Below are 22,360 nucleotides of genomic sequence, written 5' to 3' on the forward strand. Positions count from 1 at the left end.
TTAGACAAATCCTAACATTTCTCGAGTGACAAAATCATAATCCGCTTTGGCTGGGGACTTTCCAGCAAACAATCCCTTGCCGGAACGCACGGTGTTTTTCACCTCTGATGAAGTTCTAATATACCCCTTCATCAGACAATCCTCAAAAGATTCGATGCATTTCTGTAAAAGTTCATGACTGGTGTTTTCACGACCATCGAACTTCGTGAACAGAATTTTTTTCGTAAATTCCAGGTCGAAGTCCTGCTTAATATCCTCTAATTCGCTCAAATTCTTCTGTAAACCCAAGAATGCAAATTTATCCGGATTCACAGGCAAAATGACCTCATCGGAAGCCACGGTCACCGCCGTATTCACCGCACTTAAAGCCGGGGCTGTATCGATCAAGATCAAATCATAGCGGTGCTTGATCTTTTCTAGCGGCGCTTTCACCATTTGGGCCCAATTGCGGTTGGAATTCATCAGAACTCTTTCTAAAACCGAGTTGTTCAATGAAGACGGAATTAAATCCACGTGAGGCTCAACAAAACGCACACATTCTTCGATGCTTTTGCGTTTTTCCGCGATATCAACCCAGACCGGAAGGCTTTCGTCTTCTACGCCTAAAGCAAAGCTCAAGTTGGCTTGTTGATCCAAATCGACGAACAGAACGCGCGCACCATACATCGCCGCACGCAAGCCCATGTTTAAAACAGAAGTGGTCTTAGCCACCCCGCCTTTCAGCATTTGCACGGAGATCACTTTGTGCGGGTATTTAAAACCCTCCGCCAGTAAAAGTGTGCGGACCTCTTCGGGCATAAGCCACGGTGATTTGATTTTTTTATGAAGATGTTTTTCCGCCTTCAGCTTTACTTCGGAAGGGGCTATTTCCATGAAAGAGGCCAAATCACTGAGTGTGATGCAAAACTCCTGTTGCGCCAATGCTGACATCAGAAACCTCCTGGTGAATCAAGCCTACCCAGAGGATTTCTTTAGCGCAAGAGCGGCGCACAGAGTTATTCTGTTAGATTTCGGGTGGCGCAAAATCCTCAAGGTGTTTTGACTCTTCCATCAGAAGCGAACGCACTTCCTCGACATCGAAGCGATAAGACCAAAGAAGCTGTTCGCGCATTTTACGCAATTGCCAGATTTGTTCTGGGGTCAAAGGATGAAGACCTTCAATCATACGACGCAAATGCAGATCCACTTCGCGCTTAAAGTCTCCGTAATCCAGGTCGTCTTCATGATAGTTGTCTAAAAAATGCATAAACTCTTCGACGGCAGGATTCATAATCACCCCCTGCCACCCATTGTTGCATTTTCTTATGTCTCCCTCCTGGGTATACATCCGTCTCTTGCTAAGAATCAGCCTCCAGGACTATCCTTAAACTTACAGAAAGGACATGTATGGCTCCGGAATTGGCAGCAGCTTATGTCATCGGGTGGATTCCTTCCGCAGGAGTCACGGGCTTGCAAATCTGGCTTCATCGCAAGAAAGTTCAGCATCCCACTTACCGAAAACTGCAACAGAACTTGCGTAAAGCCGGGCTTCTTTGGCGTGAGTCGCGCTCGGATCTTGAGCCCTTTCAAGAGGGAAAAGAAGAGCTGGATCTGAAAGCCTACGAAAAAAATCTGCTCTTGATGGGTAGTTTTTTCCTATTTTTAAGCTGGCTGGGGTTCTTCTTTAACCTGCTCGTCTTAATTTCCGTGCATTCTTTGGCGGTCTCCCGTAAAGAAAGGTTTCTATTTTCCAGTGCTTTGACCGAACAGGATCTTCTTGTCGAGCAAGTGCAAGAGATTCTGAAGGAGTCCCCGACATGAAACCCGTGAACAAACTGCCTGTTATTGAAAAATCAAAACACTGGCTGATCATTAATAAGCCGACGGGCATTTCCGTGCACAATGAAGCGGGCGACGTTCGCAGTGTTTTAAAAAAACAACTTCATCCGGGAACTTTCCACGACATCTACCCTGTTCACCGTTTGGATAAAGAAACTAGTGGTCTTTTGGTTGTCGCGACAGAACAAGAAACAGCGGCGGCCCTCTCGGAGCAATTCCAAACTCATAAAGCCGAAAAAATGTACTACGCGGTTCTTCGCGGCAGCATGGATGTTTCTGACGAGTGGCAAGAATGGAACTTCCCTATTTCTGACAAAGCCGAAGGCCGTAAAAATCCTCAAGGTCTTTTGAAAGATCGTGTTGAAGCTAAAACTCTGTTTAAAGTTCTTAAATCCAATAAGTATTTTTCGTTGGTGGAATTGCGTCTTTTAACGGGCCGCCAGCATCAAATTCGCAAGCATGCGGCTTTGGCAAAGCATGCTATCGTCGGTGATACTCGCTATGGCGACGAGGCTTATAACAGCAAGATGGCCGGGATCTATAAAAACGATCGCATGTTCTTGCACGCTTTCCGATTGAGCATGCCTATCGGTGGCCGCATTCAAACTTTTGAAACGCCATTGCCACCTGATTTCCAAAAAATGTTCTAAAACTGCCCCCTCAGCCTGTGGCGAGGCGGCGGTTATGAAGCAGAGCATAGAGAGCAATGTGCCCCGCTAATTGATCAGCTCTCTTAGTCGTACACCAGGTTTTTCTAAAGAGCCTATTGATGTGGGCTCTTAACATCGCGCAAGTGTGATTCAAACTGAAAATCGGATCCCACTTCAGCTTCTTTAATTCCCCTTGTCCGACAATCGCCCCTCTACCACCTAAAATGGTTTCATAGCGAGCTTTCGGAAAATATCTCTTAACATCTTTTGGATAATAAGGATTTGAGTCAGATCGGATTAAAGCTATTGGCGAAACAAAGTTTTGCATCTCTGAAAACAACTTTTTACGAGCTTGAGACCTGTGATCTGCCCGAGGTCCGTATTTTTTTCTAGCAAAAGCTGCAATTCTTCCCTTCGCTGGCATTTGCGCTACTTCAAAACCTAAAATCCTTCGAGTTGAGTACTCTACCATCAAAGTCACCGAAAGAGGCTTGCACTTAGTATGTTCAAAGGTTTCAAGATCATCAAATTCCACTTCAGTACAAAGCGGAAACTTTTTATTCCACTCTTTGAGTTCTTCTTTAGCTGTCGCAATAGAGAATCGGAACTTCCGCACTACGGTTTTGTGATTGATTTTTAATATTCTTGCCGCTTCCCGCTGACTAACACCGCCCGTTAATAAGTCACAGACAGTCTTATTTAAATGTCTTTTCTTCTGACCTTTTAAAGGACTCGACGTGGCTGCAGAAAAGCTTTTGCGACAAGAAAAGCACCAGAATCTGGAGAGATGCTGGCCATCGGACTTACGATAATAAGATCCAAGCTTGCGAATTGTCCGAGAAGCAGAACTTGGATTTCTTTGTGTGTGGCAGTAAGGGCATTTGAACTTCATGAGTCTCAGCAATGGCAAGTGCCACGCCAAGAAGCTCGAACTAACTTTGCACAGAAAAAGGGGGCAGTTCTAAATGTTCTAGTATTATTTCTTTGGCGGAGGAGTCAGTTTACTGTCTAACTTCGCCAAGAAGCTCGACACTAAATCTTCGCGCTCTTGCCCAGATACAGGGCGCGCTCCTAACGGAAACTCGGTATAAAGCTCTTTAGGAATCTCTAATAGGAATCTTGAAGGAGCTGAAGGACGAACCACTCCGTTCTTTTTTCTTTGCTGACAACGTGACATCACCAGACGTTTCTTCGCCCTCGTGACACCCACATAGAACAAACGACGCTCTTCATCGATATCCGAACCTAAATTTTTATGCGGCAACAAATCTTCTTCAATGCCCGCTAAAATCACGATCGGGAATTCCAAACCTTTAGAAGCATGAAGAGTCATCAATTGCACTTTATTTGGCTCTTCTTCTTCTCCCGACATATCGTCGCGCAAAAGCATCGAGTCGATAAAAGACTTTATGCTTTCCACATCATACGAACGACGTCCTAAGTACGCATCTAAGATACGACCTAGAATTTCCACAACCGTCCATTTTTTTTCGGCGCTTGTGGGGTCTGCCGCCGTTCCATAGACGTATTCGCGATATCCAATGTCGGCAAAGATTTGCACCATCTTTGCGCCCGGAGATGATCCTACATTGAAATCGAGGATATTCTTTGGAAGATCCTCGATAAACTTCATCAGGTCATCGATCGCAAGACCCGCTTTTTCCTGCACTTCGGCTTCACGCCAGAAACGGCAGGCATCCACGAAGTTGATACGTTTTTTAAGCGCAAACTCACTGAGTTTTTCAATCGTCGTGTCACCAATACCGCGAGACGGAACATTGATAATACGACGTAAAGAAACTTCATTCGGAGCCAGAGACTGTTTTAAGTAAGCCATCAAATCTTTGATCTCTCGACGGTCAAAGATCGAAGTGCCGCCCGAGATATGATACGGCACATTGGCTCGACGTAAAGAGGACTCAATCAAGCCACCTTGCGTGTTCGAACGATAAAGCACTGCAAAGTCTTTGTACGAGTGGCCTTGGCGCATAAAGTGCTGAATTTCGCTGACGACGAATTCGCATTCATCTTCTTCGCGTTCCAACAAAAACATTTCAGGCAGCACACCCGTGCTTTGCGCGATTTCGGCTCGTAAAATTTTACCGTGACGGTTCTTGTTTTTAGAAATCGCCGCGTTGGCGACAGCTAAAATTTCTGCGGACGAGCGATAATTGCGCTCAAGTTTAATCACTTCGCAGTTTTTAAATTCTTGCGGGAAGTTCAAAATATTTTTTACTTCCGCCCCACGCCAGCCATAAATCGACTGATCGTCATCGCCGACGACGGTCAGGTTGTTATGAGACTTCACGATTTGATGAATCAAATCCATTTGCAGGCGATTGGTGTCTTGAAATTCATCCACCATCACTTGGCTGAACATGCCTTGAACTTTTTCAAGAATGTCTGGATGTTCCCTGAAAAGCTGCAAAGGCTTAATCAGAAGACCTTCGAAATCAACTACACCCAAGTGTTCTAAGCGCTTTGCAAACTTCGGCGTGAGGACTTCCACCATCTCGTGGTATTCGTCGAAAGCCTCCGTTTGCGGAGCCAGGCCCGTGCGCTTGTCGTTGATCATGGTCAGAATTTTATCGACATCGAACTTATCTTTGCCCGAATTCTTAATATCCTTCATCAGGTCTTTAAGAATCGCGTTGCAATCACTTTGATCGACGATACCGAAGTAAGGCGAAAGGGCTGCGTGTTTATGGAAACGGCGAAGGATCTGCAAGCCAAACGAGTGAAAAGTCCCTGCCCAGAGATTTTTCCCCGTGTTACCCAGCTTCACCCCGACCCGGTGCTTAAGTTCGCGCGCAGCTTTGTTTGTGAACGTTAATACGCAAATTTCTTGTGCTTGCGCCACACGCTCTGAAACCAAGCGCCCCGTTCTTGAAACAAGAACTGTCGTTTTTCCTGAACCCGCCCCTGCCAAAATAAGCAAAGGGCCGTAATTATGCTTTACGGCCTTCTGCTGCTCGGGGTTCAGCCCCTTAAGCCATTCCATAATACTCACTACTTCAAGGGCCGAATGGACTTCGGCCTTACAGATACAAATTAAACTCTATTGTGGATCAATGTACGAACTTCGTCTTCAAAGACGACTTCGATTTTATCAGACATCGCGTCTTTAATGAAACCCATCCCGAATTTTGGATGTTGAAGTTTCGTGTTCTTTTCGAACTTGCCCTTCATGTTGTAAGAAGCTGTCGGTGCGTTTTCAGTCGCCATCAACATTTCATACTCATTGCGGTGGCTTGAGCGGCGTGAATTCATTGTTTGCTCACGCTTCTTAGCCGCAGCACCCGTCAAAGGCTTGCCCGTCTTAGTTTGAGTTTTAGGAAGAGAGTATGTTTTTTGAGATCCGCAAATCTCACATTTGATTTTTGCCGACGTCGCCGATGTGTGCGCTAGGACCACGTGGTATCTATCAGCATCACATTTTTTGCAGAAAGCAAAAAAAGATTTCGCGACGGGGGGCAGTGTATTCATCGTCATTGTTCTTCCTATCTAGTATTGTTGTTTCAAACTATAAATCATTAATTTTTCATCGAGCTTCTTTTGCGCAATTTCACTCGCACTTAAGAAGTAAGGCCCACTACCGCTTTCAATGCGGTGTTGGAATTCCAACATGCTTTGTTCGCTTTTTGGATCAATCATGGAGTTTGTCGGTCCATAGTTTTCCAAAAAGGCATAGTCCTCTTCTTTATTAAAAAACTTTTCCCAATTGTTCGTATTCACTTTCGCACGGTAGGTGATGGTTTTTGCATGAGAGTGAACCGGAGCATAAGCACCGATCACTTCCAAGTGACCGTAGTGAGAGTGTAACTTCAATGCCGGACTTCCCCACTGAGTCATGCCCGAACATTGATCGACGTTGGCGTACCAAAGACCAAAGGCCTTAGATAAAAATCCTAAGCCATAGAGACCTTCACCTTGCGGAAGCAAAGAATTGATGGAGCATAAATTGTGCGCCACCCATTCCCCTTTGTGCATCGTCGGAATGATAATGAAGAGTGAAAGCGGAATCCAATCCATCTCGTCTAAAGATGTCACTTCTTTTAAAACGCTGGAAGTTTTGATCGGAGAATTCGTCGCTGGGAATTTTTTAGGATCTAAAGCCTCACGCATGCTTTTCGTAAGTGCTGATGGTTTACAGGCAAAACCCGCAACAAAACCTGGCATCACGGCGCAGTCATAAAACACCCAACGAGGCATCGCCATGTTAGAAGGACCGAAAGCACGTTCTTCAATCGAATAGATGCGATCGGCAAAAGCCAGTTCACTTAAATCCAAAGGATCTTTGAACACAGGTTGTTTGGTGAACCAGTCTAAGCGATGAAGAGACCCTGGCTGAGCGATTTGGTTTTCTGGACGTACGAAAACATAAGGGCGAATATCATCGCGCTCCATCCAGTCCGCTTTTGCCAATAGTGAATTCATCGAATGCTGCTCCAAGTTCTGCGCTGCTTCAGCTCCGGCCATGAGGCCTGCGCTCTGCGGGCTACCGCCCGACCATGTCTTTAGGTTGTACTATCTTATCAAATTCTTCGCCAGAAAGGAGTCCAAGATTGATGGCTTCTTCGCGCAGCGTAGTGCCATTTTTGTGGGCAGTTTTGGCAATTTTGGCAGCATTGTCGTAGCCAATGTGAGGATTCAAAGCGGTTACGAGCATTAAGGAATGCTCTAGATGCTTCTGAATCTGTTTGGTATTGGCTTCGATTCCGACAACACAATGGTCAGTAAAGGACTCACATGCGTCTGCAAGTAAGCGAACAGAGTTTAAAACGTTAAAGACGATCAAGGGCTTAAAGACATTCAGTTCGAAATGACCGGTAGCTCCTCCAATAGAAACAGCCACATGGTTCCCCATCACCTGAGCACAGACCATAGTCATGGCTTCGCTTTGAGTTGGATTCACTTTTCCTGGCATGATCGAACTTCCCGGTTCATTTTCAGGCAAGTGAAGCTCACCGATACCGCAGCGAGGGCCGGAACCCAAAAGACGAATGTCGTTAGCAATCTTCATCAAAGAAACGGCGACGGAGTTTAAAGCTCCACTCACTTCCACCAAAGCGTCGTGCGAAGCCAAAGCTTCAAATTTGTTCTCTGCGGAAACAAAAGGAATTTTAGTTTCAGCCGCAATAGCTTTTGCCGCTTCCACGGCAAACTGAGGATGAGTATTTAATCCCGTTCCTACCGCCGTGCCTCCGAGTGCCAGTTCATGCAAATGCGGAAGAGTGTTTTTCACTCTTTGAATCGAATGTTTCATTTGTGTGACATAGCCAGAAAATTCCTGCCCCAGAGTCAGCGGTGTTGCATCCATCAAATGCGTGCGACCGATTTTCACGATGTCTTTAAACTCGTTTTGTTTTTTCTCTAAAGCTTTGTGCAGCTTTTCCATCATGGGAATCAGACGATGATAAACTTGTTCGGCGACCGCGATATGCATCGCCGTCGGAAAGGTGTCATTTGAGGATTGACCTTTATTGACGTCGTCGTTGGGATGAATTTCTTTGCTAGGAAGCTTAATGCCCATCATATCCATCGCACGATTGGCGATGACTTCGTTCGCGTTCATATTTGTCTGCGTGCCAGATCCCGTCTGCCACACCACCAAAGGAAAGTGCGCATCTAATTTGCCTGCGATCACTTCGTCCGCGGCTTTCACGATAACATCGGTTTTCTTAGCGTCTAAAAGATTCAGTTTTTGATTTGTCTGCGCGGCACATTTTTTTAAAATCCCCAACGCGCGAATCATTTCTCGAGGAAAACGATCGCCGCCTATGCGGAAGTTTTGAGTGGATCTTTGCGTTTGTGCTCCCCAGAACTTATCCGCGGGGACTTGCACTTCACCCATGGTGTCTTTTTCAATACGCATATCTGCCATTTGCAAACTCCTTAAAAAGATCTGAGTTTAATTCTTTCTTGCTACTTGGCCTACGTGAGCTTGATCGGTCGGATAAATAACAAGCTCTTGGATGTTTACGTGTGCGGGACGAGCGACACACCAGGCAATAGTTTCAGCGATGTCTTGCGCCGAAAGCGGCGTCATTCCTTCGTAAACTTTATCGGCCTTGCTTTGATCGCCTAAACGTACGTACGAAAATTCAGTGTGGACCATGCCTGGCTCAATATTGGTCACACGCACTTTACTGCCTAAAAGATCCATGCGCAGACCTTCGCTCAAGGCGCGCACCGCAAACTTCGTCGCGCAATAAACGCCTCCACCTGGATAAGTCCAGCGACCCGCAACAGACCCCAGATTGACGATGTGACCCGAGTTTCTGCGAACCATGTGTTCAACAATCCCGCGAGTGACGTACAAAAGACCTTTCACATTCGTATCAATCATCGTGTCCCAGTCTTCCAGTTTCGCGTCTTGCATTTTATCAACGCCTTTAGCAAGGCCGGCGTTGTTAATTAGAACATCGATATGAGCCATCTCCGCATAGTGAGCCTTCATAAACTGAGTCACATCATCGCGGTCACTGATATCGAAATGCGCGGTCTTCACTTGAGTATTCGGGTGAGCCGCCTTTAATGCGGTCTCGAGCTCATTCAGCTTATCGCGACGACGTCCCGTCGCAAAAATAGAGTACCCTTGCCCCGCTAATGCCAAAGCCGTCGCCCAGCCAATCCCCGAAGTCGCCCCAGTAATAAATGCCCATTTCTTTTCCATCCTTTAAAGGTACCTGCTTCCCATTGTAGAGAAAAGGAAGCAGGTACCTTTTGCGCGACGCAATGCGATGGGCGTAGGTGCGAGGACGGCGTTGTGTTAGGTTCGCGGACTATGAAATGTCCTTGTGGCTCTGAGAAAAACTATAGTGAGTGTTGTGGTCCTTATCATTCTGGCAAAGCCTTGGCTCCGACGGCCGAAGCTTTGATGCGTTCACGCTATTCAGCGTTTGCGAAAAATCAAATGGAGTACTTGCGTGATACGACGGATCCTCAAACTTTGGATCTGATTGATGATGACGCCAATAAAGAATGGGCCGAGCGCGCTAAATTCCTAAAGCTTGAAATCGTAAAAGCCGAAGAAAAAGGAACCAAAGGCACGGTGGAGTTTAAAGCTTTCTACACAGTGGACGACGAAGAATACGTTCATCACGAAGTCAGCACCTTCCGCAAACAAGCCGGCGAATGGTTTTTTAAATCCGGAAAAATCAAATCGGAGAAAACAAAATGAAATACTGGCTGATGAAATCAGAACCTGACGTTTATTCCATTGATACTCTTAAAAAAGACGGAACGACCTGGTGGGAAGGTGTTCGAAACTACCAAGCCCGCAACTTCATGTCGAAAGAGATGTCCGTGGGTGATCTTGTTTTGTTCTATCACTCTAACGCCGAACCTCCCGGTGTTGCGGGAATCGCTAAAGTTTCAAAAGCGGCGGCTGCGGATAAAACTCAGTTCGATAAAAAATCTGAATACTTTGATGCTAAAGCCACGAAGGAAAAACCAAATTGGTTTTGCGTTGAAGTTGAATTTGTAGCGAAATTTAAAAACCTCGTCAGTCTTTCGGATTTGCGCGAAAACGAAAAACTTGCCGACATGGTCGTGTTACAAAAAGGCTCTCGCCTTTCGGTTCAGCCTGTTGATAAAAAGCACTTTGATATCGTCAAAAAAATGGGTGGCGTTTAAAGCATGAAACTTTTTTTGGCTCCGATGGAAGGTGTCGTTGACTGGGTGATGCGCGACACTTTGACACAAATTGGTGGTGTGGATCAGTGCGTGACCGAATTTCTTCGCGTCACGGATCGTCTGCACCCTGAAAGTGTCTTTTACAAAAACTGTCCTGAGCTAAAAACCAATTCGCGCACTCGCTGGGGGACACCTGTCTTTGTTCAACTTCTTGGCGGTCATGCCGAACCTTTGGCGCTCAACGCGCAAAGAGCCGTCAAACTTGGCGCCCTCGGTATTGACTTGAACTTTGGCTGCCCAGCTAAAACCGTGAACCGTCATGATGGTGGCGCAAGTCTTTTAAAATCTTGTGACCGTGTTCACACCATTGTGGATACGGTTCGTAAGGCTGTTCCTGCTCACATCCCTGTCACGGCAAAAATCCGTCTGGGTTTTGACGATCCGACAAAATGCCTGGAAATCGCCCAAGCTGTCGAAGCGGCGAACGCCACTTGGTTGACGGTGCACTGTCGCACGAAAACGGATGGCTATAAACCACCCGCTTATTGGGAGTGGATTCCAAAAATCAAAGAAGCGACAAAATTAAAAATCATCGCCAATGGTGAAATCTGGAATGTCGCTGACTTCAAACGCTGCGTGGAAGTGACCCAGTGTGAAGACTATATGATCGGCCGTGGAGTGATGAGCAATCCCTTTATCTTCCGTCAGATCAAACAAAGCCTTTCCCATGAATCCGTGGAAGAAATGAACTGGCAAAGAGCGAAGCCACTTTTGCCGCAGTTTTTTGAAGCAAGCACGCTCTACATTAACGACTACTTTGCTGTTTCTCGCACGAAGCAATGGCTTAAAGCGCTTTCTCTGAAGAATGCCGAGGCGAAACAGGTTTTTGACGAAATCAAGATTTTAAAAAAGCCGGTGGAATTTCGCGCAAACCTAGAACGCATTTGTTCCGCGACTTAATGAACAGCGTGGATACAATCTGACGACAAATCAGCGAGCTATGCGATCCGATGTTTTTGTTCGCTTCAGAACATTTTTTGAAAAATGAAGTAAGGACTTTTCATCTTCACAACATGCAGACGGAATCGCTCTGCGATCCAATTCATGCTTCTTTCTGAGAAAAATCCAACGTGAGTAAGATCACGTCGATAATGCCAGTCATGGAAGGCCGCTTCGCCTTTGTGAGCGGATGTCATGATTGCTAATATCCCCCCAGGTTTGAGCAGGCTTAACATGCGCTCAATTTCCATTTTGGGATTGTGAAGATGTTCCCACACTTCAGTGCTTGTAATTAAATGATAGGTGCGCTTAAGAATCTCGGTGTCCGTAAAGTAAAATGCATCGTAGTTCGAAGTTTCAAACCCGTGTGCGTTTAGAAGTTTACTCAAAGTCGCCGTGGGTCCACATCCATAATCTAAACTTGTGAGCGACAAACTCTCTACACCGGCGGCCTTGAAGTGATCCGTAACACCTTTGATAAGTGGATCGAAGAAAGCCAAGTAGCCCGCACTTTCCTCGTTTTGATGAAGATCGTAGCGCTGCTTTTCTTCTTCGAAAGTCAGACGCTCTGCGGGATTCATGAAAATAAAATCACAATCTTCGCAATGAAAGTAACTGCGTTCAGGCTTCTTAACCACTTTAAAAGCATTTGAGTTTGGTGACTGACAAAGTAAGCACTGCATGACAGGAAGAATCCTTGTCTCCCCCGCACCCCTATGTCAAAAAGAATTATGGCTAAAGTAGTTATTTATAAAAAAGACCCCTGCCCTTATTGTGACCGCGCTATCAATTTTTTGAATGGCAAAGGCATCGATTATGATGTTGTGGATCTAACGGGCAAACAAGAAGAAATCGATCGCATTAAAAATGAAACCGGATGGAGAACAGTTCCTATCATTCTTATCGACGGCAAATTGGTCGGTGGTTACACGGATCTCAAAGCCTTGGATGAAGAAGGTAAACTTGATTCCATGCTAGAAGGAAAATAAGAACCGGAAATTACTGGCGCAATTCTGTGCGAGGGCTCATCTCAACCGGGCCTTCGAAGAATTTCTGCACGCCTTCGATCATCTCATCGACGTTGCGAGCTTTCGCACACACACCGACGAGCGCATTTCCAAAGAGCAACCACACACTGGTCGTACGAACAAAGAAACGCACTTTACGCATTGCTAAGTCATCGCCAAAATACTGACGGCTCAGATGAATCAACTTCAAAAGACATTTTCCATATTCAGCCCCTTCTTCTTCCGAAGTGCGAGGAGCTTTCATTCCTTCTTTACCGGCGGGAGATGCAAAACCCAAGTCTTCACCCAGCTGCCACATCATCCAGGGACGAGCTGCTAAACCACGGCCGGCCATCGCCATATCGCAACCCGTTTCTTCAAGCATGGCTTTCGCATCATCAGAAGTTTGAATGTCACCATTTCCGATCACAGGAAAATCGACAGCTTTATGAAGTTGTTTAATTTGTTCCCAGTCCGCAGAACCGCGACGTTTTTGGGCGGCCGTTCGCGGATGCAAGCACACCCATGCCGCTCCCGAATTACGAAGCCCCGATACGAACGTCAAAAGCTCATCAAATTCTTTAGTGCTTCCCACCGCGCGCAATTTCACACTGACAGGAACCGTCGCATTTTTGACGGTCATACGTACCACTTCCGCGGCGTAAGAGGGATCACCCATTAATGCAACACCGTAGTTGTGCTTCAAGGCTTTTTGTACGGGACAACCCATGTTGATATCGATGGCTTCAGCTCCCCACTCAATCAAGCGCTTCACGCTTTCCATGATGGGAACTTCTTCGTTTCCTAATATTTGTGGAACAAGACCCGTCTCGTGCGGGGCGCGCATGGTCTCTGGCGTCGTCACCAGATTTTCATTGGGAATGCGGCGAGAATTTAACATCTCTGTCGGCCAAATCGTAAAAGCATCGGCCGGCATGTATTCACGAATCACTTCACGCAAAGCCACGTGCGTAAGGCCCACCATCGGCGCCAAGCAAAGCGGAAAGTTCACCTTGCCATCCAAGATAGGACGATGCAAGCCGAGTTGTTTTTTCGTGAATCCGTGAGAGTCAAAAGCCATAGGGACTTTTACCCGCAAATGCCGTCCGGTTGCAATGCCCGAATGAAATTAGCGGGAAAAACGAGGTAAAAAGCGTAAATATTTTTCGGGAAGGATGTCGATTTCCATGCGGGAAAAGTTCGAATCCAGCACTTCGGGCATCCCTAAGATTCGTCCTTTCACGAAATGATCGCCTTTACGGAACAAAATTGAGGCCTCTTCATCTGTGACGGGAGAGTGATAAGGAACGTAAAAAGACTCAATCACAGAGTTGTCAGGAATAAAGCCTGCGACATTGTTCAACTGATCGATAAAGACTTTAGGACAATGACGAAAATAAAAAATACGGAAGTTTAAATTCTTAATCCACTCCATCCACAAACGTATGCCCGTAGAGTTGATGCTTTTAAAACCTTGAAGGTCAAAAAGAACGTCGCGATTTTGCGTAACAGTAACTTCAGGAAACTCAGAATATTCATCCAAGGTGCCTTTGACGGCGATGAATAGATAAGAAGGCAGTTCTTCAATCTCAACAATAACTTTATTCTTCATCAACACCGCCGTTCTACTCATCGGAGTGTAGCAAAGAAAATGAAGAAGGCTTCCAAAAATTTAAGAAAGAATTGAATAAACTGATGCAGGATCATCCACAAACTCAGCCATGATCCGTGAGTTTGTGGATCACTTAAAAAACTAAGCCGTAGCTTTTACCGCAAAATCCGGAGCAAACTTTCTGATGGCTTCATAACCACCGAAAAGAACTGCGGTGAAGAAAACATCGCCAAGGATCTGGTTACCGAAGAAAGGGATCCCTGCAACGTAACATGCGACAAGACCTTGAGCTGTCTTTGGATAAAGACCTTCCATCATCCACACACCGAAGTTAGAAACCAGGAAGAAAATCGCGCTTGTTACCAAAGACATCGTGCCTACGCGAGTCACTGTTTTACCTTCGCGCAAAGTCCAACCCAATAAAACAACGGCTAAGAAACCGGCGTAAACATAAAGCATTGTCGCATGGAAACCTAAAACCAAGTCACTCACGAACAAAGCCGCCAACGGAATCACCATCGATAATTTTTTAGAAGGGAAGTAAGTTCCACCGAAAAGAGCCATAGCGCCGATCGCCGTGAAATTCCAAGGGTGCGGAATCAAGCGGCTGAAAGCGGCAACAAGAACCATCAAAATCAAAGTCATCCATTGTGTTGTTTTCATAGATTATCCTCGTTTATGCAGGGCAGAAAACTATCACCGATTCATACGGTTGTCTACCAGTTCTTGGACGACACTTGGGTCGGAAAGAGTGCTGGTATCACCCAATTGATCCGGCTGGTTCTCTGCGATTTTACGAAGGATTCTGCGCATAATCTTGCCTGAACGAGTCTTGGGTAAACGGAAAGCCCACTGAATGAGATCTGGCGTGGCAATCGGACCGATTTCCTTCCGCACAGTTTGAATCAGTTCTTTGCGAATCTCTTCACTCGGCGTTTCTCCGGTTTTAAGAGTCACAAAGGCATAGATACCTTGGCCTTTGATATCATGAGGATAGCCCACGACCGCAGCCTCTGCCACGCGATGATTCGCAACCAAGGCCGATTCGATTTCCGCCGTCCCAATACGGTGACCTGATACATTGATCACGTCATCCACACGACCGGTGATCCAATAATAACCGTCTTTGTCTCGACGACATCCATCTCCTGAAAAATAGTATGCGGGATAGGTTGAAAAATACGTCTCTTCAAACCGGTCATGATTGCGATACACCGAACGCATCTGACCAGGCCAAGAATCAGCGATCACTAACACGCCTTCGCCTTCAACCTCAGTGATTTCTTTTCCTTCAACAGTTAAAAGTTTTGGCTGAACTCCGAAGAATGGCAGTGTCGCCGAACCCGGTTTCATCGCGATAGCACCAGGCAATGGCGTGATCATATGTCCGCCCGTTTCAGTTTGCCACCACGTATCCACAATCGGACAACGACCATCACCGACCACTTCGAAGTACCATGCCCACGCTTCGGGGTTGATGGGTTCTCCGACAGTGCCTAATATTCTTAAAGACTTGCGAGAGCTGGATTTAACGAAAGTCTCTCCTTCCCGCATAAGAGATCGCAATGCCGTTGGCGACGTATAGAAAATAGAGACTTGATGTTTGTCGACGACTTCCCAGAAACGTGAAGGCGTTGGGTAATTTGGAACACCTTCGAAGATCAACGACGTTGCCGCATTAGCCAAGGGGCCATAGATCATGTAACTGTGTCCTGTCACCCAACCGATGTCGGCAGAACACCAGTAAATATCCCCGTCATGATAATCAAAAACATACTGATGAGTCATACCTGCCCATAACAAGTAGCCCCCCGTCGTATGTAAGACGCCTTTTGGTTTTCCCGTAGATCCCGAAGTATAAAGAATGAATAATGGATCTTCGGCATCCATTTGTTCAGGAGGACATTGATCGCTCGCCGACTTCACTTCGTCGTGATACCAAATATCGCGGCCAGCCTGCATTTGAATGTCCGTCTGTGCGTATTTAACGACTAAAACTTTCTCGACAGGTGCTCTGACAAGTGCCTTATCAATATTTTCTTTAAGCGCGATGGACTTACTGCCGCGGAAGCCCGCATCTGCCGTGACAACAAATTTCGATTGTCCATCGATAATACGATCCGCGATAGAGTCAGGCGCAAAGCCTGCGAAAATCACCGAGTGCACAGCACCAATACGCGTACACGCAAGCATCGCATAGGCCGCCTCGGGAATCATCGGAAGATAGATCGTCACGACATCGCCTTTTTTTACTCCCATCTTTTTTAAGATGTTCGCAAAACGGCAGACCTCTTGATGAAGTTCTTTGTATGTGATTTTTTTTGAGGGAGTTTGTGGATTGTCTGCTTCCCAGATAAATGCGACTTTGTCGGCTTTGGTCTTTAAATGGCGGTCGATGCAGTTGTACGACACGTTGAGTTTTCCGCCTTGAAACCACTTAATGCTGACAGGTTTTTTGAAGCTAGTTTCTTTGACCTTGTCCCATTTTTTAAACCAATCCAAGCGCTCGGCTTCTTTTGCCCAAAAACCCTCAGGATCTTTGATGGATTTTTCGTACATCTCTTTGTACTTAGCTTCATTGATCCAGGCATTCTTCGCTGTTTCTGGAGGGACGGGATATAGATCTTTATGCATACTCACCTCAGGCTTATATATCATCGTAAACCTTCAAGCAGTGAGGTCAAATTTATAATTACAAAAAGTTGCTGCGCAAAAATTCTTGGACTCAGAACTTCGGCGCGCAAATCAAAATTTACATCGGTGCAATGCTATTTCGAGAAAGACTTTTTAAACAACTGATGAGCAAACATTCCTGCTATCATGGCTCCGACAAAGTAAACAGCCTGTAGGGATCCTGAACCGACAGAGGTCAGCGCCGGACCAGGACAGTAACCGGCAAGGCCCCACCCCACACCAAAGAGCGCGCTTCCAATAACAAGTTCTTTTGAGATCTTTGTTGTCGTTGGCACATGCCACTCTGAATCCAGTAGTGGAGACTTTCTTTTCCGAGCCAAATAATAAGTAATAGCGTGTACTGGAATGGCTCCCAGCATGACGAAGATTAAAGTCGGATCCCAGTTTTCATCCCAGGTCAAAAATCCCAACACCTTGCTAGGCTGAGTCATTCCCGAGATGGAAAGACCTAAAGCAAAAGTAAAACCAACAACGAAGGAAGCAACGGCTTGAAGATATTTTTTGTACTTCATTTAAACTCCCCCGAAATATTTTAAACCCGTAGCGACAAGAATTCCTGCAAGCATAAACGTCACCGTCGCGACTAAAGAACGCAGCGACAATCGTGAAAGTCCACAGATGCCATGCCCACTGGTACAGCCACTTCCCATCACAGTACCGAATCCCACAAGAAAGCCCGCAATTAACACTGAAGGCAGTGGCGTATCGGGAACTGCGAAAAAGGTCGGATTGATCATTGCCATCACGAACCCGCCAAGCCAAAGCCCGATGATAAAGACGCCTCGCCACAGTCTTCCTTCTTGTGCGGTCAAAAAACTATTTGTGATCCCGCTAATCCCGGTCACACGACCGTTAAAGACCAGCATGATAGAGACGGCCAGTCCAATCAAAGCGCCCCCACCCAGGGCATAGGCGATAGTTTCAGTCATTGTCGAATCCCCTACTTAAAGTTCTTCACTATCAGATCATCCTAAGGATATTCTTGCAAAGATATCTTTTTGCACAAACATCGAGGACCACATGGCTTTGCAAATTCAACATTTTTTTGACCCAGGGACTTTCACGCTCTCCTACGTAGCATTTGATGCGACGACTTTGGATGCAGTGGTTATTGATCCTGTATGGGATTTTGATCAGGCCTCGGGAAAACTGACCACTAAAGCCATGGAACCTGTGGTGAAGTTTTTAAAGGAAAAAAACTTAAAGCCGCACTTTGTGTTAGAGACGCATGCTCATGCGGATCATCTTTCAAGCTCTCAACTTTTTAAAAATTTCTTTCCGGGAATCAAGGTTGCTATCAGTGAGAAAATCACTGAAGTGCAAAAAACTTTTAAGACACTCTTCAACCTGACAGATGTAAATACCGAAGGGAAAGATTTTGATTTATTGCTTAAAGATGGACAGGTCTTTGAGGCCGGATCATTAAAAATAAAAACTTTGGCGACACCGGGTCACACGCCTGCGTGCGTTTCTTATTTGATTGAGGATGCTTTATTCTCGGGTGATGCGATGTTTATGCCGGATTCAGGGACGGGTCGCTGTGATTTCCCGAATGGAAGTGCTCATAACTTATATAATTCCATCACTCAGAAAATTTATACGTTGCCTGATTCGACTCGAATTTTTGTAGGCCATGATTATCAACCCCAAGGCCGCGAATTACGCTTTCAAACCAGCGTTGCAGAACAAAAAGAAAAGAACATTCAACTTGCAGGCCATGTCAGCGAAAAAGACTTTGTGCAGTTCCGCACTCAAAGAGATTCGACTTTAGCAGCGCCGAAGCTTTTGATTCCAAGCCTTCAGGTAAACATTCGTGCGGGTCACTTGCCCCCCGCGGAATCCAATGGTGTCAGCTACGTAAAAACGCCGCTTCTTCCTCAGTAGATTTAAAAGTTTTGAATTTTAAAATAAAAAAGGCCTGCTCTTTCGAACAGGCCTTTTCAAGTTTTTATGTTAGATACGCCTAGGATTAGTTGACGTCTTTGTAGTCAGCGTCGATCACGTCGTCGCCGTTTTTCTCTTCAGCTTTGGCTTCGCCGCCGCCTTGATCACCCGAAGAACCGTCAGCACCTGGTTGCGCTCCTTGCTTTTTGTAAAGCTCAGAAGTCATTTTGTGAGTCACAGCTTGAAGTTTTTCAAACTGCTCTTTTAGCTCAGTAACTTCAGCACCTTTGTTCTCTAGAACCTTTTTCGCTTCAGCGATCGCGTCGTTAGCCACTTTCACTTCGCTTTCAGGCAATTGAGAACCAGAATCCTTGATCAACTTCTCAGTTTGGTAAACCAAGTTGTCCAAGTTGTTTCTTTGAGTTGCTGCTTCTGCCTTACGTTTATCTTCTTCCGCATGACCTTCAGCATCGTTCACTGCACGTTTGATCTCTTCTTCAGAAAGACCTGATTGCGCTGTGATCTTGATCTGTTGAGTCTTACCAGAAGACATATCTTTCGCACTTACGTGCAAGATACCATTGGCGTCGATATCAAAAGTCACCTCGACTTGAGGAACACCACGTGGAGCTGGTGGAATACCAACTAGCTCGAAGCGGCCTAGAGTTTTGTTATCTGTCGCCATCTTACGCTCACCTTGAAGAACGTGGATGTCTACGGCTGGCTGATTGTCAGCAGCAGTCGAGAACACCTGAGATTTCTTCGTAGGGATCGCCGAGTTTCTTTCGATAAGTGTCGTCATAACGCCACCTAAAGTCTCGATACCAAGGCTTAGTGGAGTTACGTCTAGAAGAAGAACGTCTTTCACGTCACCCGCAAGAACGCCCCCTTGTACCGCAGCACCTACTGCAACCACTTCGTCAGGGTTCACAGTGCGGTTTGGTTCTTTACCGAAGAACTCTTTCACAGCTTTTTGGATAGATGGGATACGAGTCGATCCACCCACCAAAACAACTTCGTCGATCTCTGAAGCTTTCATGCCTGCATCAGCCAAAGCTTTACGGCAAGGCTCCATAGAGCGTTTTACTAGATCTTCTGTCATTTGATCGAATTTTGCGCGAGTCAAACGAGTTTGCAAATGTTTAGGACCTGATTGGTCTGCCGTGATGAACGGAAGATTGATTTCAGTTTCCTGTGCAGAAGAAAGTTCGATTTTTGCTTTCTCGGCTGCTTCTTTCAAACGTTGCAAAGCCATTTTGTCGTTCTTAAGATCGATCGCCTGATCTTTTTTGAATTCAGAGATCAACCATTCTAAGATTACGGTGTCAAAGTTATCGCCACCCAAATGAGTGTCCCCATTAGTAGCGCGAACTTCCACAACTCCATCGCCAACCTCCAAGATAGAAATATCGAATGTACCACCACCGAAGTCGTAGATAGCGATTTTTTCGTCTTTCTTTCTTTCCATGCCGTACGCAAGAGCGGCGGCCGTTGGTTCGTTGATGATACGTTTAATTTCAAGACCCGCGATGCGACCCGCATCTTTCGTTGCCTGTCTTTGCGCATCGTTAAAGTAAGCTGGAACTGTAACTACAGCTTCAGTTACCGGTTCACCAAGATAGTCCTCAGCCACTTTTTTCAATTTAGCTAGAACTGCGGCACCAATTTCTTCTGGAGAAACTTGTTTACCTTGAACTTTGAAAGCACAGTCATTGCCTTTAGCCACGACAGTGTAAGGCACAAGTTTGATTTCCTCTTGAATCTCTTCAAATCTGCGACCGATAAAACGTTTTGCAGAATAGATTGTGTTTTCAGGATTCGTCACCGCTTGACGTTTAGCAATTTGACCTACCAAACGATCGCCGTCCTTAGTGTAAGCGACAACTGAAGGAGTAGTACGAGCGCCCTCTTCATTCACAAGCACTTTAGGCTCGCCGCCCTCCATGATCGCGACGCATGAGTTCGTCGTTCCTAAGTCGATACCAATAATTTTACCCATACTAATTCTCCTTAAATATTAACTGCTTATAGCTCTTTAAATGTGGGTCGGACTTCCTATTCGTCAAGCTCGTCATCTTACTTTTTTATGACATTTTTTTAACGAATAATTTCAATATCTTACGGATATTTAACTCGTGTTATGGAGCAGCGACGTGCATTATGGGCTCTTCGCTCCTCTCTTAAAAAACAGGAAACGAAGCCCCTCAAGGCCTCGGCGCAAACCCTTCAACGCCGGGGCCTCAATTTCTGCCTGATTTTGCAGCACCCGGATTAAAGAATTTAAATGCCATATTCATAAGATTTTTACCTCATTCGGTTACCCTACTTCTATCGATCAATCAAACTCTTATGATGAGGGCCCAGCTTATGACACACTTCAGTTTCAAGATGGCGGCGGTTTTGGTTTCATCGCTGCTTATGTTTGGATTGGCCCAAGCCGAGATTCGCGCGGAAAAGCGCGAAGCCGAACAAGATGAGCAGCTGAGTGACAGCAGTGACCCCTCCGACTCAAGCTCTTCAAAGAATTCCGAGTTCAACTCTCGCAAAGTTCGCGCGAAGTCTTCAACGCGAAAAGAATAATAACTTCATTGTGAAAACAATGGATAACCGGAAGTTGAAAATTAAGATTGTCGAAGGTTGGTGTTTAAGATTGCTGATCTTGCGAAGTAAATTTCCTGTCCGCAATCAGTGGTAAAACACATAGGTGCCGCCGTTGAAGCACCTAGTCCTTTCGACTAATCATAGTCCATGGACATTTCTCAGGTTGAATCTGACATTCATAATTTGATCTCTCAGAAAAATTATCCCTGTATTGCTGCGGTTCAAGCTCTTTTCAAAAAAGAACTGATCTTCGACACGTACTCAAGCTTTGGCAGCGGTGAGAGCGCTCGAACCTTGGCGGCGAACTTGATCGCATTTAAAGAAAAACAGCGATCTCAAAAAATTCAGAACCTCACTTACTTCGCGATTTTTCCGCAGGATTCAGTCAACAGCGAAGAAGAATTTGAAACCAAGCTTTGGAATGAGCTTTCGGCGATGTGGAATCATCCCGATATCGCCGGCAGTTGGGATCCGACATTCAGTGATAATCCGGAAGACAAGAACTTCTGTTTTAGCTTGGATGGCAGCGCTTATTTTGTTGTGGGATTGCATCCCCTAAGCAGTCGCTTGTCCCGCCGCCTGCCCTATCCCGCCTTGGTCTTTAACTTATACAGTCAGTTTCATGAACTCCAAGAGCAAGGTCTGTATCAGCCCATGATTAAGCTAAACCGTCAGCGCGATGAACGCTTTCAAGGCTCGGTCAATCCGATGGCAGAACTTCATAATGACGTGTGGGAAGCAATTCAGTTCTCCGGTCGTGCGAACTCTTCTGATTGGAAGTGTCCTTTCACGAAAGGACTAGTGGGATTAGCGAAAAAGGCGTTGTCGCGTGTCTGATACTTTAGAACAAACTTACTGTGTGATGCCGGCGCAAACGGGAGCGGCTTTTCTTTTACGTAAAGGGGAACTTTTGCGTGTCATGACTCCGCACGATTACCAGGTGTCGGATCTTTTTTGTTTTAATGCTCGCAATCTTTGGGAAAGTCTTTCGGCCGGTCGCTCTATTGATTGGGCGGATACGATTTATCTGACTTCAGGACATCATCTTTATTCGAATCGCAGCAATGTGATGCTGACTATCTTGGAAGACAGCTGTGGTCGCCATGATTTTTTGATGACTCCTTGTAGTCTGCGCATGTTTCAAATGATCGCGGGCAACGAGGACTATCATCCGAGCTGTCATGAAAACTTGGCAAGGAATCTTGCAGAATTTGGAATTCACGAAGATCAGATTTCAACGACGTTCAATATTTTTATGAATGTTACTGTGGATGAAAAAGGTGGAGTAAAAATTGAAACGCCGTTCGCAAAAACCGGCGACTTCGTGTTATTCCGCGCTGAAATGGATTTGGTTGTAGGACTGACCGCGTGTTCGCATGAAGGTACGAATCATGGAACATGCAAACCGATCTGGTATCGCAAGGAAAGCGGTGGAACGAAGTCAGAAATTTAGTTTC

At 45.8% G+C, this 22,360-nt stretch carries 26 protein-coding genes; 10 read left to right on the top strand and 16 right to left on the bottom strand.

Annotation, left to right across the window (positions count from 1 at the left end):
* Positions 1-930, bottom strand: coding sequence for a ParA family protein (locus AZI85_RS04580; RefSeq protein WP_063242975.1), 930 nt, complete (start codon positions 928-930; stop codon positions 1-3).
* Between the two features lie 73 nt (positions 931-1,003).
* Entirely contained in the window at positions 1,004-1,270 is a 267-nt protein-coding gene (locus AZI85_RS04585; RefSeq protein WP_063242976.1) for a hypothetical protein, read from the bottom strand.
* Between the two features lie 116 nt (positions 1,271-1,386).
* Between AZI85_RS04585 and AZI85_RS04590 the strand changes: the two genes are divergently transcribed.
* Positions 1,387-1,800 (top strand): hypothetical protein, encoded by a 414-nt coding sequence (locus AZI85_RS04590; RefSeq protein ID WP_063242977.1) that lies wholly within the window; start codon positions 1,387-1,389, stop codon positions 1,798-1,800.
* Positions 1,797-2,468 carry an RluA family pseudouridine synthase gene (locus AZI85_RS04595; protein WP_063242978.1) on the top strand — a complete coding sequence of 224 codons (672 nt, stop codon included), beginning with the start codon at positions 1,797-1,799 and terminating at the stop codon, positions 2,466-2,468. Before AZI85_RS04590 ends, AZI85_RS04595 begins: the two co-directional genes overlap by 4 nt.
* A 10-nt stretch (positions 2,469-2,478) precedes the next feature.
* On the opposite strand, the gene AZI85_RS04600 is transcribed toward AZI85_RS04595, so the two are convergent.
* The 6 genes from AZI85_RS04600 to AZI85_RS04625 form a co-directional block, all read right to left on the bottom strand.
* A complete protein-coding gene (locus AZI85_RS04600) occupies positions 2,479-3,360 on the bottom strand; it encodes a hypothetical protein (RefSeq protein WP_063242979.1) in 882 nt (293 codons plus the stop codon).
* Between the two features lie 84 nt (positions 3,361-3,444).
* On the bottom strand, positions 3,445-5,469 hold the full coding sequence (locus tag AZI85_RS04605; protein ID WP_063242980.1) for an ATP-dependent helicase: 2,025 nt from the start codon (positions 5,467-5,469) through the stop codon (positions 3,445-3,447).
* Between the two features lie 50 nt (positions 5,470-5,519).
* Entirely contained in the window at positions 5,520-5,960 is a 441-nt protein-coding gene (locus AZI85_RS04610; RefSeq protein ID WP_063209279.1) for a hypothetical protein, read from the bottom strand.
* A 12-nt stretch (positions 5,961-5,972) separates the two neighbouring features.
* Positions 5,973-6,905 (bottom strand): hypothetical protein, encoded by a 933-nt coding sequence (locus AZI85_RS04615; protein ID WP_063243075.1) that lies wholly within the window; start codon positions 6,903-6,905, stop codon positions 5,973-5,975.
* A 61-nt stretch (positions 6,906-6,966) separates the two neighbouring features.
* Positions 6,967-8,343, bottom strand: coding sequence for a class II fumarate hydratase (gene fumC, locus AZI85_RS04620; protein ID WP_063243076.1), 1,377 nt, complete (start codon positions 8,341-8,343; stop codon positions 6,967-6,969).
* A 36-nt stretch (positions 8,344-8,379) separates the two neighbouring features.
* A complete protein-coding gene (locus AZI85_RS04625; RefSeq protein WP_063242981.1) occupies positions 8,380-9,144 on the bottom strand; it encodes an SDR family NAD(P)-dependent oxidoreductase in 765 nt (254 codons plus the stop codon).
* A gap of 93 nt (positions 9,145-9,237) precedes the next feature.
* Between AZI85_RS04625 and AZI85_RS04630 the strand changes: the two genes are divergently transcribed.
* The 3 genes from AZI85_RS04630 to AZI85_RS04640 are packed head-to-tail and all read left to right on the top strand — an operon-like array spanning position 9,238 to position 11,066.
* Positions 9,238-9,651: a YchJ family protein gene (locus tag AZI85_RS04630; protein WP_253720839.1), complete on the top strand. Its 414-nt coding sequence runs from the start codon at positions 9,238-9,240 to the stop codon at positions 9,649-9,651.
* Complete coding sequence (locus tag AZI85_RS04635) at positions 9,648-10,106, top strand: EVE domain-containing protein (protein ID WP_063242983.1); 459 nt, start codon at positions 9,648-9,650, stop codon at positions 10,104-10,106. Before AZI85_RS04630 ends, AZI85_RS04635 begins: the two co-directional genes overlap by 4 nt.
* A 3-nt stretch (positions 10,107-10,109) precedes the next feature.
* Positions 10,110-11,066 carry a tRNA dihydrouridine synthase gene (locus AZI85_RS04640; RefSeq protein WP_063242984.1) on the top strand — a complete coding sequence of 319 codons (957 nt, stop codon included), beginning with the start codon at positions 10,110-10,112 and terminating at the stop codon, positions 11,064-11,066.
* 65 nt (positions 11,067-11,131) lie between these two features.
* Here the strand turns inward: AZI85_RS04640 and AZI85_RS04645 are convergent, their stop codons facing one another.
* Entirely contained in the window at positions 11,132-11,788 is a 657-nt protein-coding gene (locus tag AZI85_RS04645) for a class I SAM-dependent methyltransferase (protein WP_063242985.1), read from the bottom strand.
* 48 nt (positions 11,789-11,836) lie between these two features.
* Between AZI85_RS04645 and AZI85_RS04650 the strand changes: the two genes are divergently transcribed.
* Positions 11,837-12,094, top strand: a complete 258-nt coding sequence (locus tag AZI85_RS04650; protein ID WP_253720840.1) for a glutaredoxin domain-containing protein — start codon at positions 11,837-11,839, stop codon at positions 12,092-12,094.
* 10 nt (positions 12,095-12,104) lie between these two features.
* Here AZI85_RS04650 and AZI85_RS04655 read toward each other — a convergent pair whose 3' ends face one another.
* From AZI85_RS04655 to AZI85_RS04680, 6 genes are all read right to left on the bottom strand, one after another.
* A complete protein-coding gene (locus tag AZI85_RS04655; RefSeq protein ID WP_063242987.1) occupies positions 12,105-13,193 on the bottom strand; it encodes a tRNA-dihydrouridine synthase family protein in 1,089 nt (362 codons plus the stop codon).
* 48 nt (positions 13,194-13,241) lie between these two features.
* The gene (locus tag AZI85_RS04660; protein ID WP_155723927.1) at positions 13,242-13,724 is read right to left on the bottom strand and encodes a hypothetical protein; all 483 of its coding nucleotides are present in this window, start codon (positions 13,722-13,724) and stop codon (positions 13,242-13,244) included.
* Between the two features lie 141 nt (positions 13,725-13,865).
* Positions 13,866-14,387, bottom strand: a complete 522-nt coding sequence (locus AZI85_RS04665; protein WP_063242989.1) for a DUF6580 family putative transport protein — start codon at positions 14,385-14,387, stop codon at positions 13,866-13,868.
* Positions 14,388-14,420: 33 nt separating this feature from the next.
* Positions 14,421-16,358, bottom strand: coding sequence for an acetate--CoA ligase (gene acs / locus AZI85_RS04670; protein ID WP_063242990.1), 1,938 nt, complete (start codon positions 16,356-16,358; stop codon positions 14,421-14,423).
* A gap of 134 nt (positions 16,359-16,492) precedes the next feature.
* Complete coding sequence (locus tag AZI85_RS04675; RefSeq protein WP_063242991.1) at positions 16,493-16,930, bottom strand: YeeE/YedE family protein; 438 nt, start codon at positions 16,928-16,930, stop codon at positions 16,493-16,495.
* Positions 16,931-17,347, bottom strand: a complete 417-nt coding sequence (locus AZI85_RS04680) for a YeeE/YedE family protein (RefSeq protein WP_063242992.1) — start codon at positions 17,345-17,347, stop codon at positions 16,931-16,933.
* A gap of 91 nt (positions 17,348-17,438) precedes the next feature.
* On the opposite strand from AZI85_RS04680, the gene AZI85_RS04685 reads away from it, so the two are divergent.
* Positions 17,439-18,302: an MBL fold metallo-hydrolase gene (locus tag AZI85_RS04685; RefSeq protein ID WP_063242993.1), complete on the top strand. Its 864-nt coding sequence runs from the start codon at positions 17,439-17,441 to the stop codon at positions 18,300-18,302.
* A gap of 85 nt (positions 18,303-18,387) precedes the next feature.
* Here AZI85_RS04685 and dnaK read toward each other — a convergent pair whose 3' ends face one another.
* Positions 18,388-20,301: a molecular chaperone DnaK gene (gene dnaK / locus AZI85_RS04690; RefSeq protein WP_063242994.1), complete on the bottom strand. Its 1,914-nt coding sequence runs from the start codon at positions 20,299-20,301 to the stop codon at positions 18,388-18,390.
* A gap of 368 nt (positions 20,302-20,669) precedes the next feature.
* Here dnaK and AZI85_RS04695 point away from each other — a divergent pair, with 368 nt between their 5' ends.
* The 3 genes from AZI85_RS04695 (at position 20,670) to AZI85_RS04705 (ending at position 22,356) form a co-directional block, all read left to right on the top strand.
* Positions 20,670-20,882 carry a hypothetical protein gene (locus AZI85_RS04695; RefSeq protein WP_063242995.1) on the top strand — a complete coding sequence of 71 codons (213 nt, stop codon included), beginning with the start codon at positions 20,670-20,672 and terminating at the stop codon, positions 20,880-20,882.
* Positions 20,883-21,050: 168 nt separating this feature from the next.
* Entirely contained in the window at positions 21,051-21,740 is a 690-nt protein-coding gene (gntA, locus tag AZI85_RS04700) for a guanitoxin biosynthesis heme-dependent pre-guanitoxin N-hydroxylase GntA (protein WP_063242996.1), read from the top strand.
* On the top strand, positions 21,733-22,356 hold the full coding sequence (locus AZI85_RS04705) for a DUF1989 domain-containing protein (protein ID WP_253720841.1): 624 nt from the start codon (positions 21,733-21,735) through the stop codon (positions 22,354-22,356). The genes gntA and AZI85_RS04705 overlap by 8 nt, the downstream gene beginning before the upstream one ends.
* Positions 22,357-22,360 lie beyond the last annotated feature (4 nt).

The organism is Bdellovibrio bacteriovorus, from assembly GCF_001592755.1.
Taxonomy (GTDB): domain Bacteria; phylum Bdellovibrionota; class Bdellovibrionia; order Bdellovibrionales; family Bdellovibrionaceae; genus Bdellovibrio; species Bdellovibrio bacteriovorus_E.

What these genes read in the sequence shown, in the direction of transcription:
- AZI85_RS04580 (WP_063242975.1), bottom strand. Translation starts at nt 930, where the DNA reads ATGTCAGCATTGGCGCAACAGGAGTTTTGCATCACACTCAGTGATTTG.
- AZI85_RS04590 (WP_063242977.1), top strand. Translation starts at nt 1,387, where the DNA reads ATGGCTCCGGAATTGGCAGCAGCTTATGTCATCGGGTGGATTCCTTCC.
- AZI85_RS04650 (WP_253720840.1), top strand. Translation starts at nt 11,837, where the DNA reads ATGGCTAAAGTAGTTATTTATAAAAAAGACCCCTGCCCTTATTGTGAC.
- dnaK (WP_063242994.1), bottom strand. Translation starts at nt 20,301, where the DNA reads ATGGGTAAAATTATTGGTATCGACTTAGGAACGACGAACTCATGCGTC.
- AZI85_RS04665 (WP_063242989.1), bottom strand. Translation starts at nt 14,387, where the DNA reads ATGAAAACAACACAATGGATGACTTTGATTTTGATGGTTCTTGTTGCC.
- AZI85_RS04645 (WP_063242985.1), bottom strand. Translation starts at nt 11,788, where the DNA reads ATGCAGTGCTTACTTTGTCAGTCACCAAACTCAAATGCTTTTAAAGTG.
- acs (WP_063242990.1), bottom strand. Translation starts at nt 16,358, where the DNA reads ATGCATAAAGATCTATATCCCGTCCCTCCAGAAACAGCGAAGAATGCC.
- AZI85_RS04635 (WP_063242983.1), top strand. Translation starts at nt 9,648, where the DNA reads ATGAAATACTGGCTGATGAAATCAGAACCTGACGTTTATTCCATTGAT.
- AZI85_RS04605 (WP_063242980.1), bottom strand. Translation starts at nt 5,469, where the DNA reads ATGGAATGGCTTAAGGGGCTGAACCCCGAGCAGCAGAAGGCCGTAAAG.
- AZI85_RS04625 (WP_063242981.1), bottom strand. Translation starts at nt 9,144, where the DNA reads ATGGAAAAGAAATGGGCATTTATTACTGGGGCGACTTCGGGGATTGGC.
- AZI85_RS04680 (WP_063242992.1), bottom strand. Translation starts at nt 17,347, where the DNA reads ATGACTGAAACTATCGCCTATGCCCTGGGTGGGGGCGCTTTGATTGGA.
- AZI85_RS04640 (WP_063242984.1), top strand. Translation starts at nt 10,110, where the DNA reads ATGAAACTTTTTTTGGCTCCGATGGAAGGTGTCGTTGACTGGGTGATG.
- AZI85_RS04695 (WP_063242995.1), top strand. Translation starts at nt 20,670, where the DNA reads ATGACACACTTCAGTTTCAAGATGGCGGCGGTTTTGGTTTCATCGCTG.
- fumC (WP_063243076.1), bottom strand. Translation starts at nt 8,343, where the DNA reads ATGCGTATTGAAAAAGACACCATGGGTGAAGTGCAAGTCCCCGCGGAT.
- AZI85_RS04675 (WP_063242991.1), bottom strand. Translation starts at nt 16,930, where the DNA reads ATGAAGTACAAAAAATATCTTCAAGCCGTTGCTTCCTTCGTTGTTGGT.
- AZI85_RS04595 (WP_063242978.1), top strand. Translation starts at nt 1,797, where the DNA reads ATGAAACCCGTGAACAAACTGCCTGTTATTGAAAAATCAAAACACTGG.
- AZI85_RS04615 (WP_063243075.1), bottom strand. Translation starts at nt 6,905, where the DNA reads ATGAATTCACTATTGGCAAAAGCGGACTGGATGGAGCGCGATGATATT.
- AZI85_RS04600 (WP_063242979.1), bottom strand. Translation starts at nt 3,360, where the DNA reads ATGAAGTTCAAATGCCCTTACTGCCACACACAAAGAAATCCAAGTTCT.
- AZI85_RS04660 (WP_155723927.1), bottom strand. Translation starts at nt 13,724, where the DNA reads ATGAAGAATAAAGTTATTGTTGAGATTGAAGAACTGCCTTCTTATCTA.
- AZI85_RS04685 (WP_063242993.1), top strand. Translation starts at nt 17,439, where the DNA reads ATGGCTTTGCAAATTCAACATTTTTTTGACCCAGGGACTTTCACGCTC.
- AZI85_RS04610 (WP_063209279.1), bottom strand. Translation starts at nt 5,960, where the DNA reads ATGACGATGAATACACTGCCCCCCGTCGCGAAATCTTTTTTTGCTTTC.
- gntA (WP_063242996.1), top strand. Translation starts at nt 21,051, where the DNA reads ATGGACATTTCTCAGGTTGAATCTGACATTCATAATTTGATCTCTCAG.
- AZI85_RS04585 (WP_063242976.1), bottom strand. Translation starts at nt 1,270, where the DNA reads ATGAATCCTGCCGTCGAAGAGTTTATGCATTTTTTAGACAACTATCAT.
- AZI85_RS04655 (WP_063242987.1), bottom strand. Translation starts at nt 13,193, where the DNA reads ATGGCTTTTGACTCTCACGGATTCACGAAAAAACAACTCGGCTTGCAT.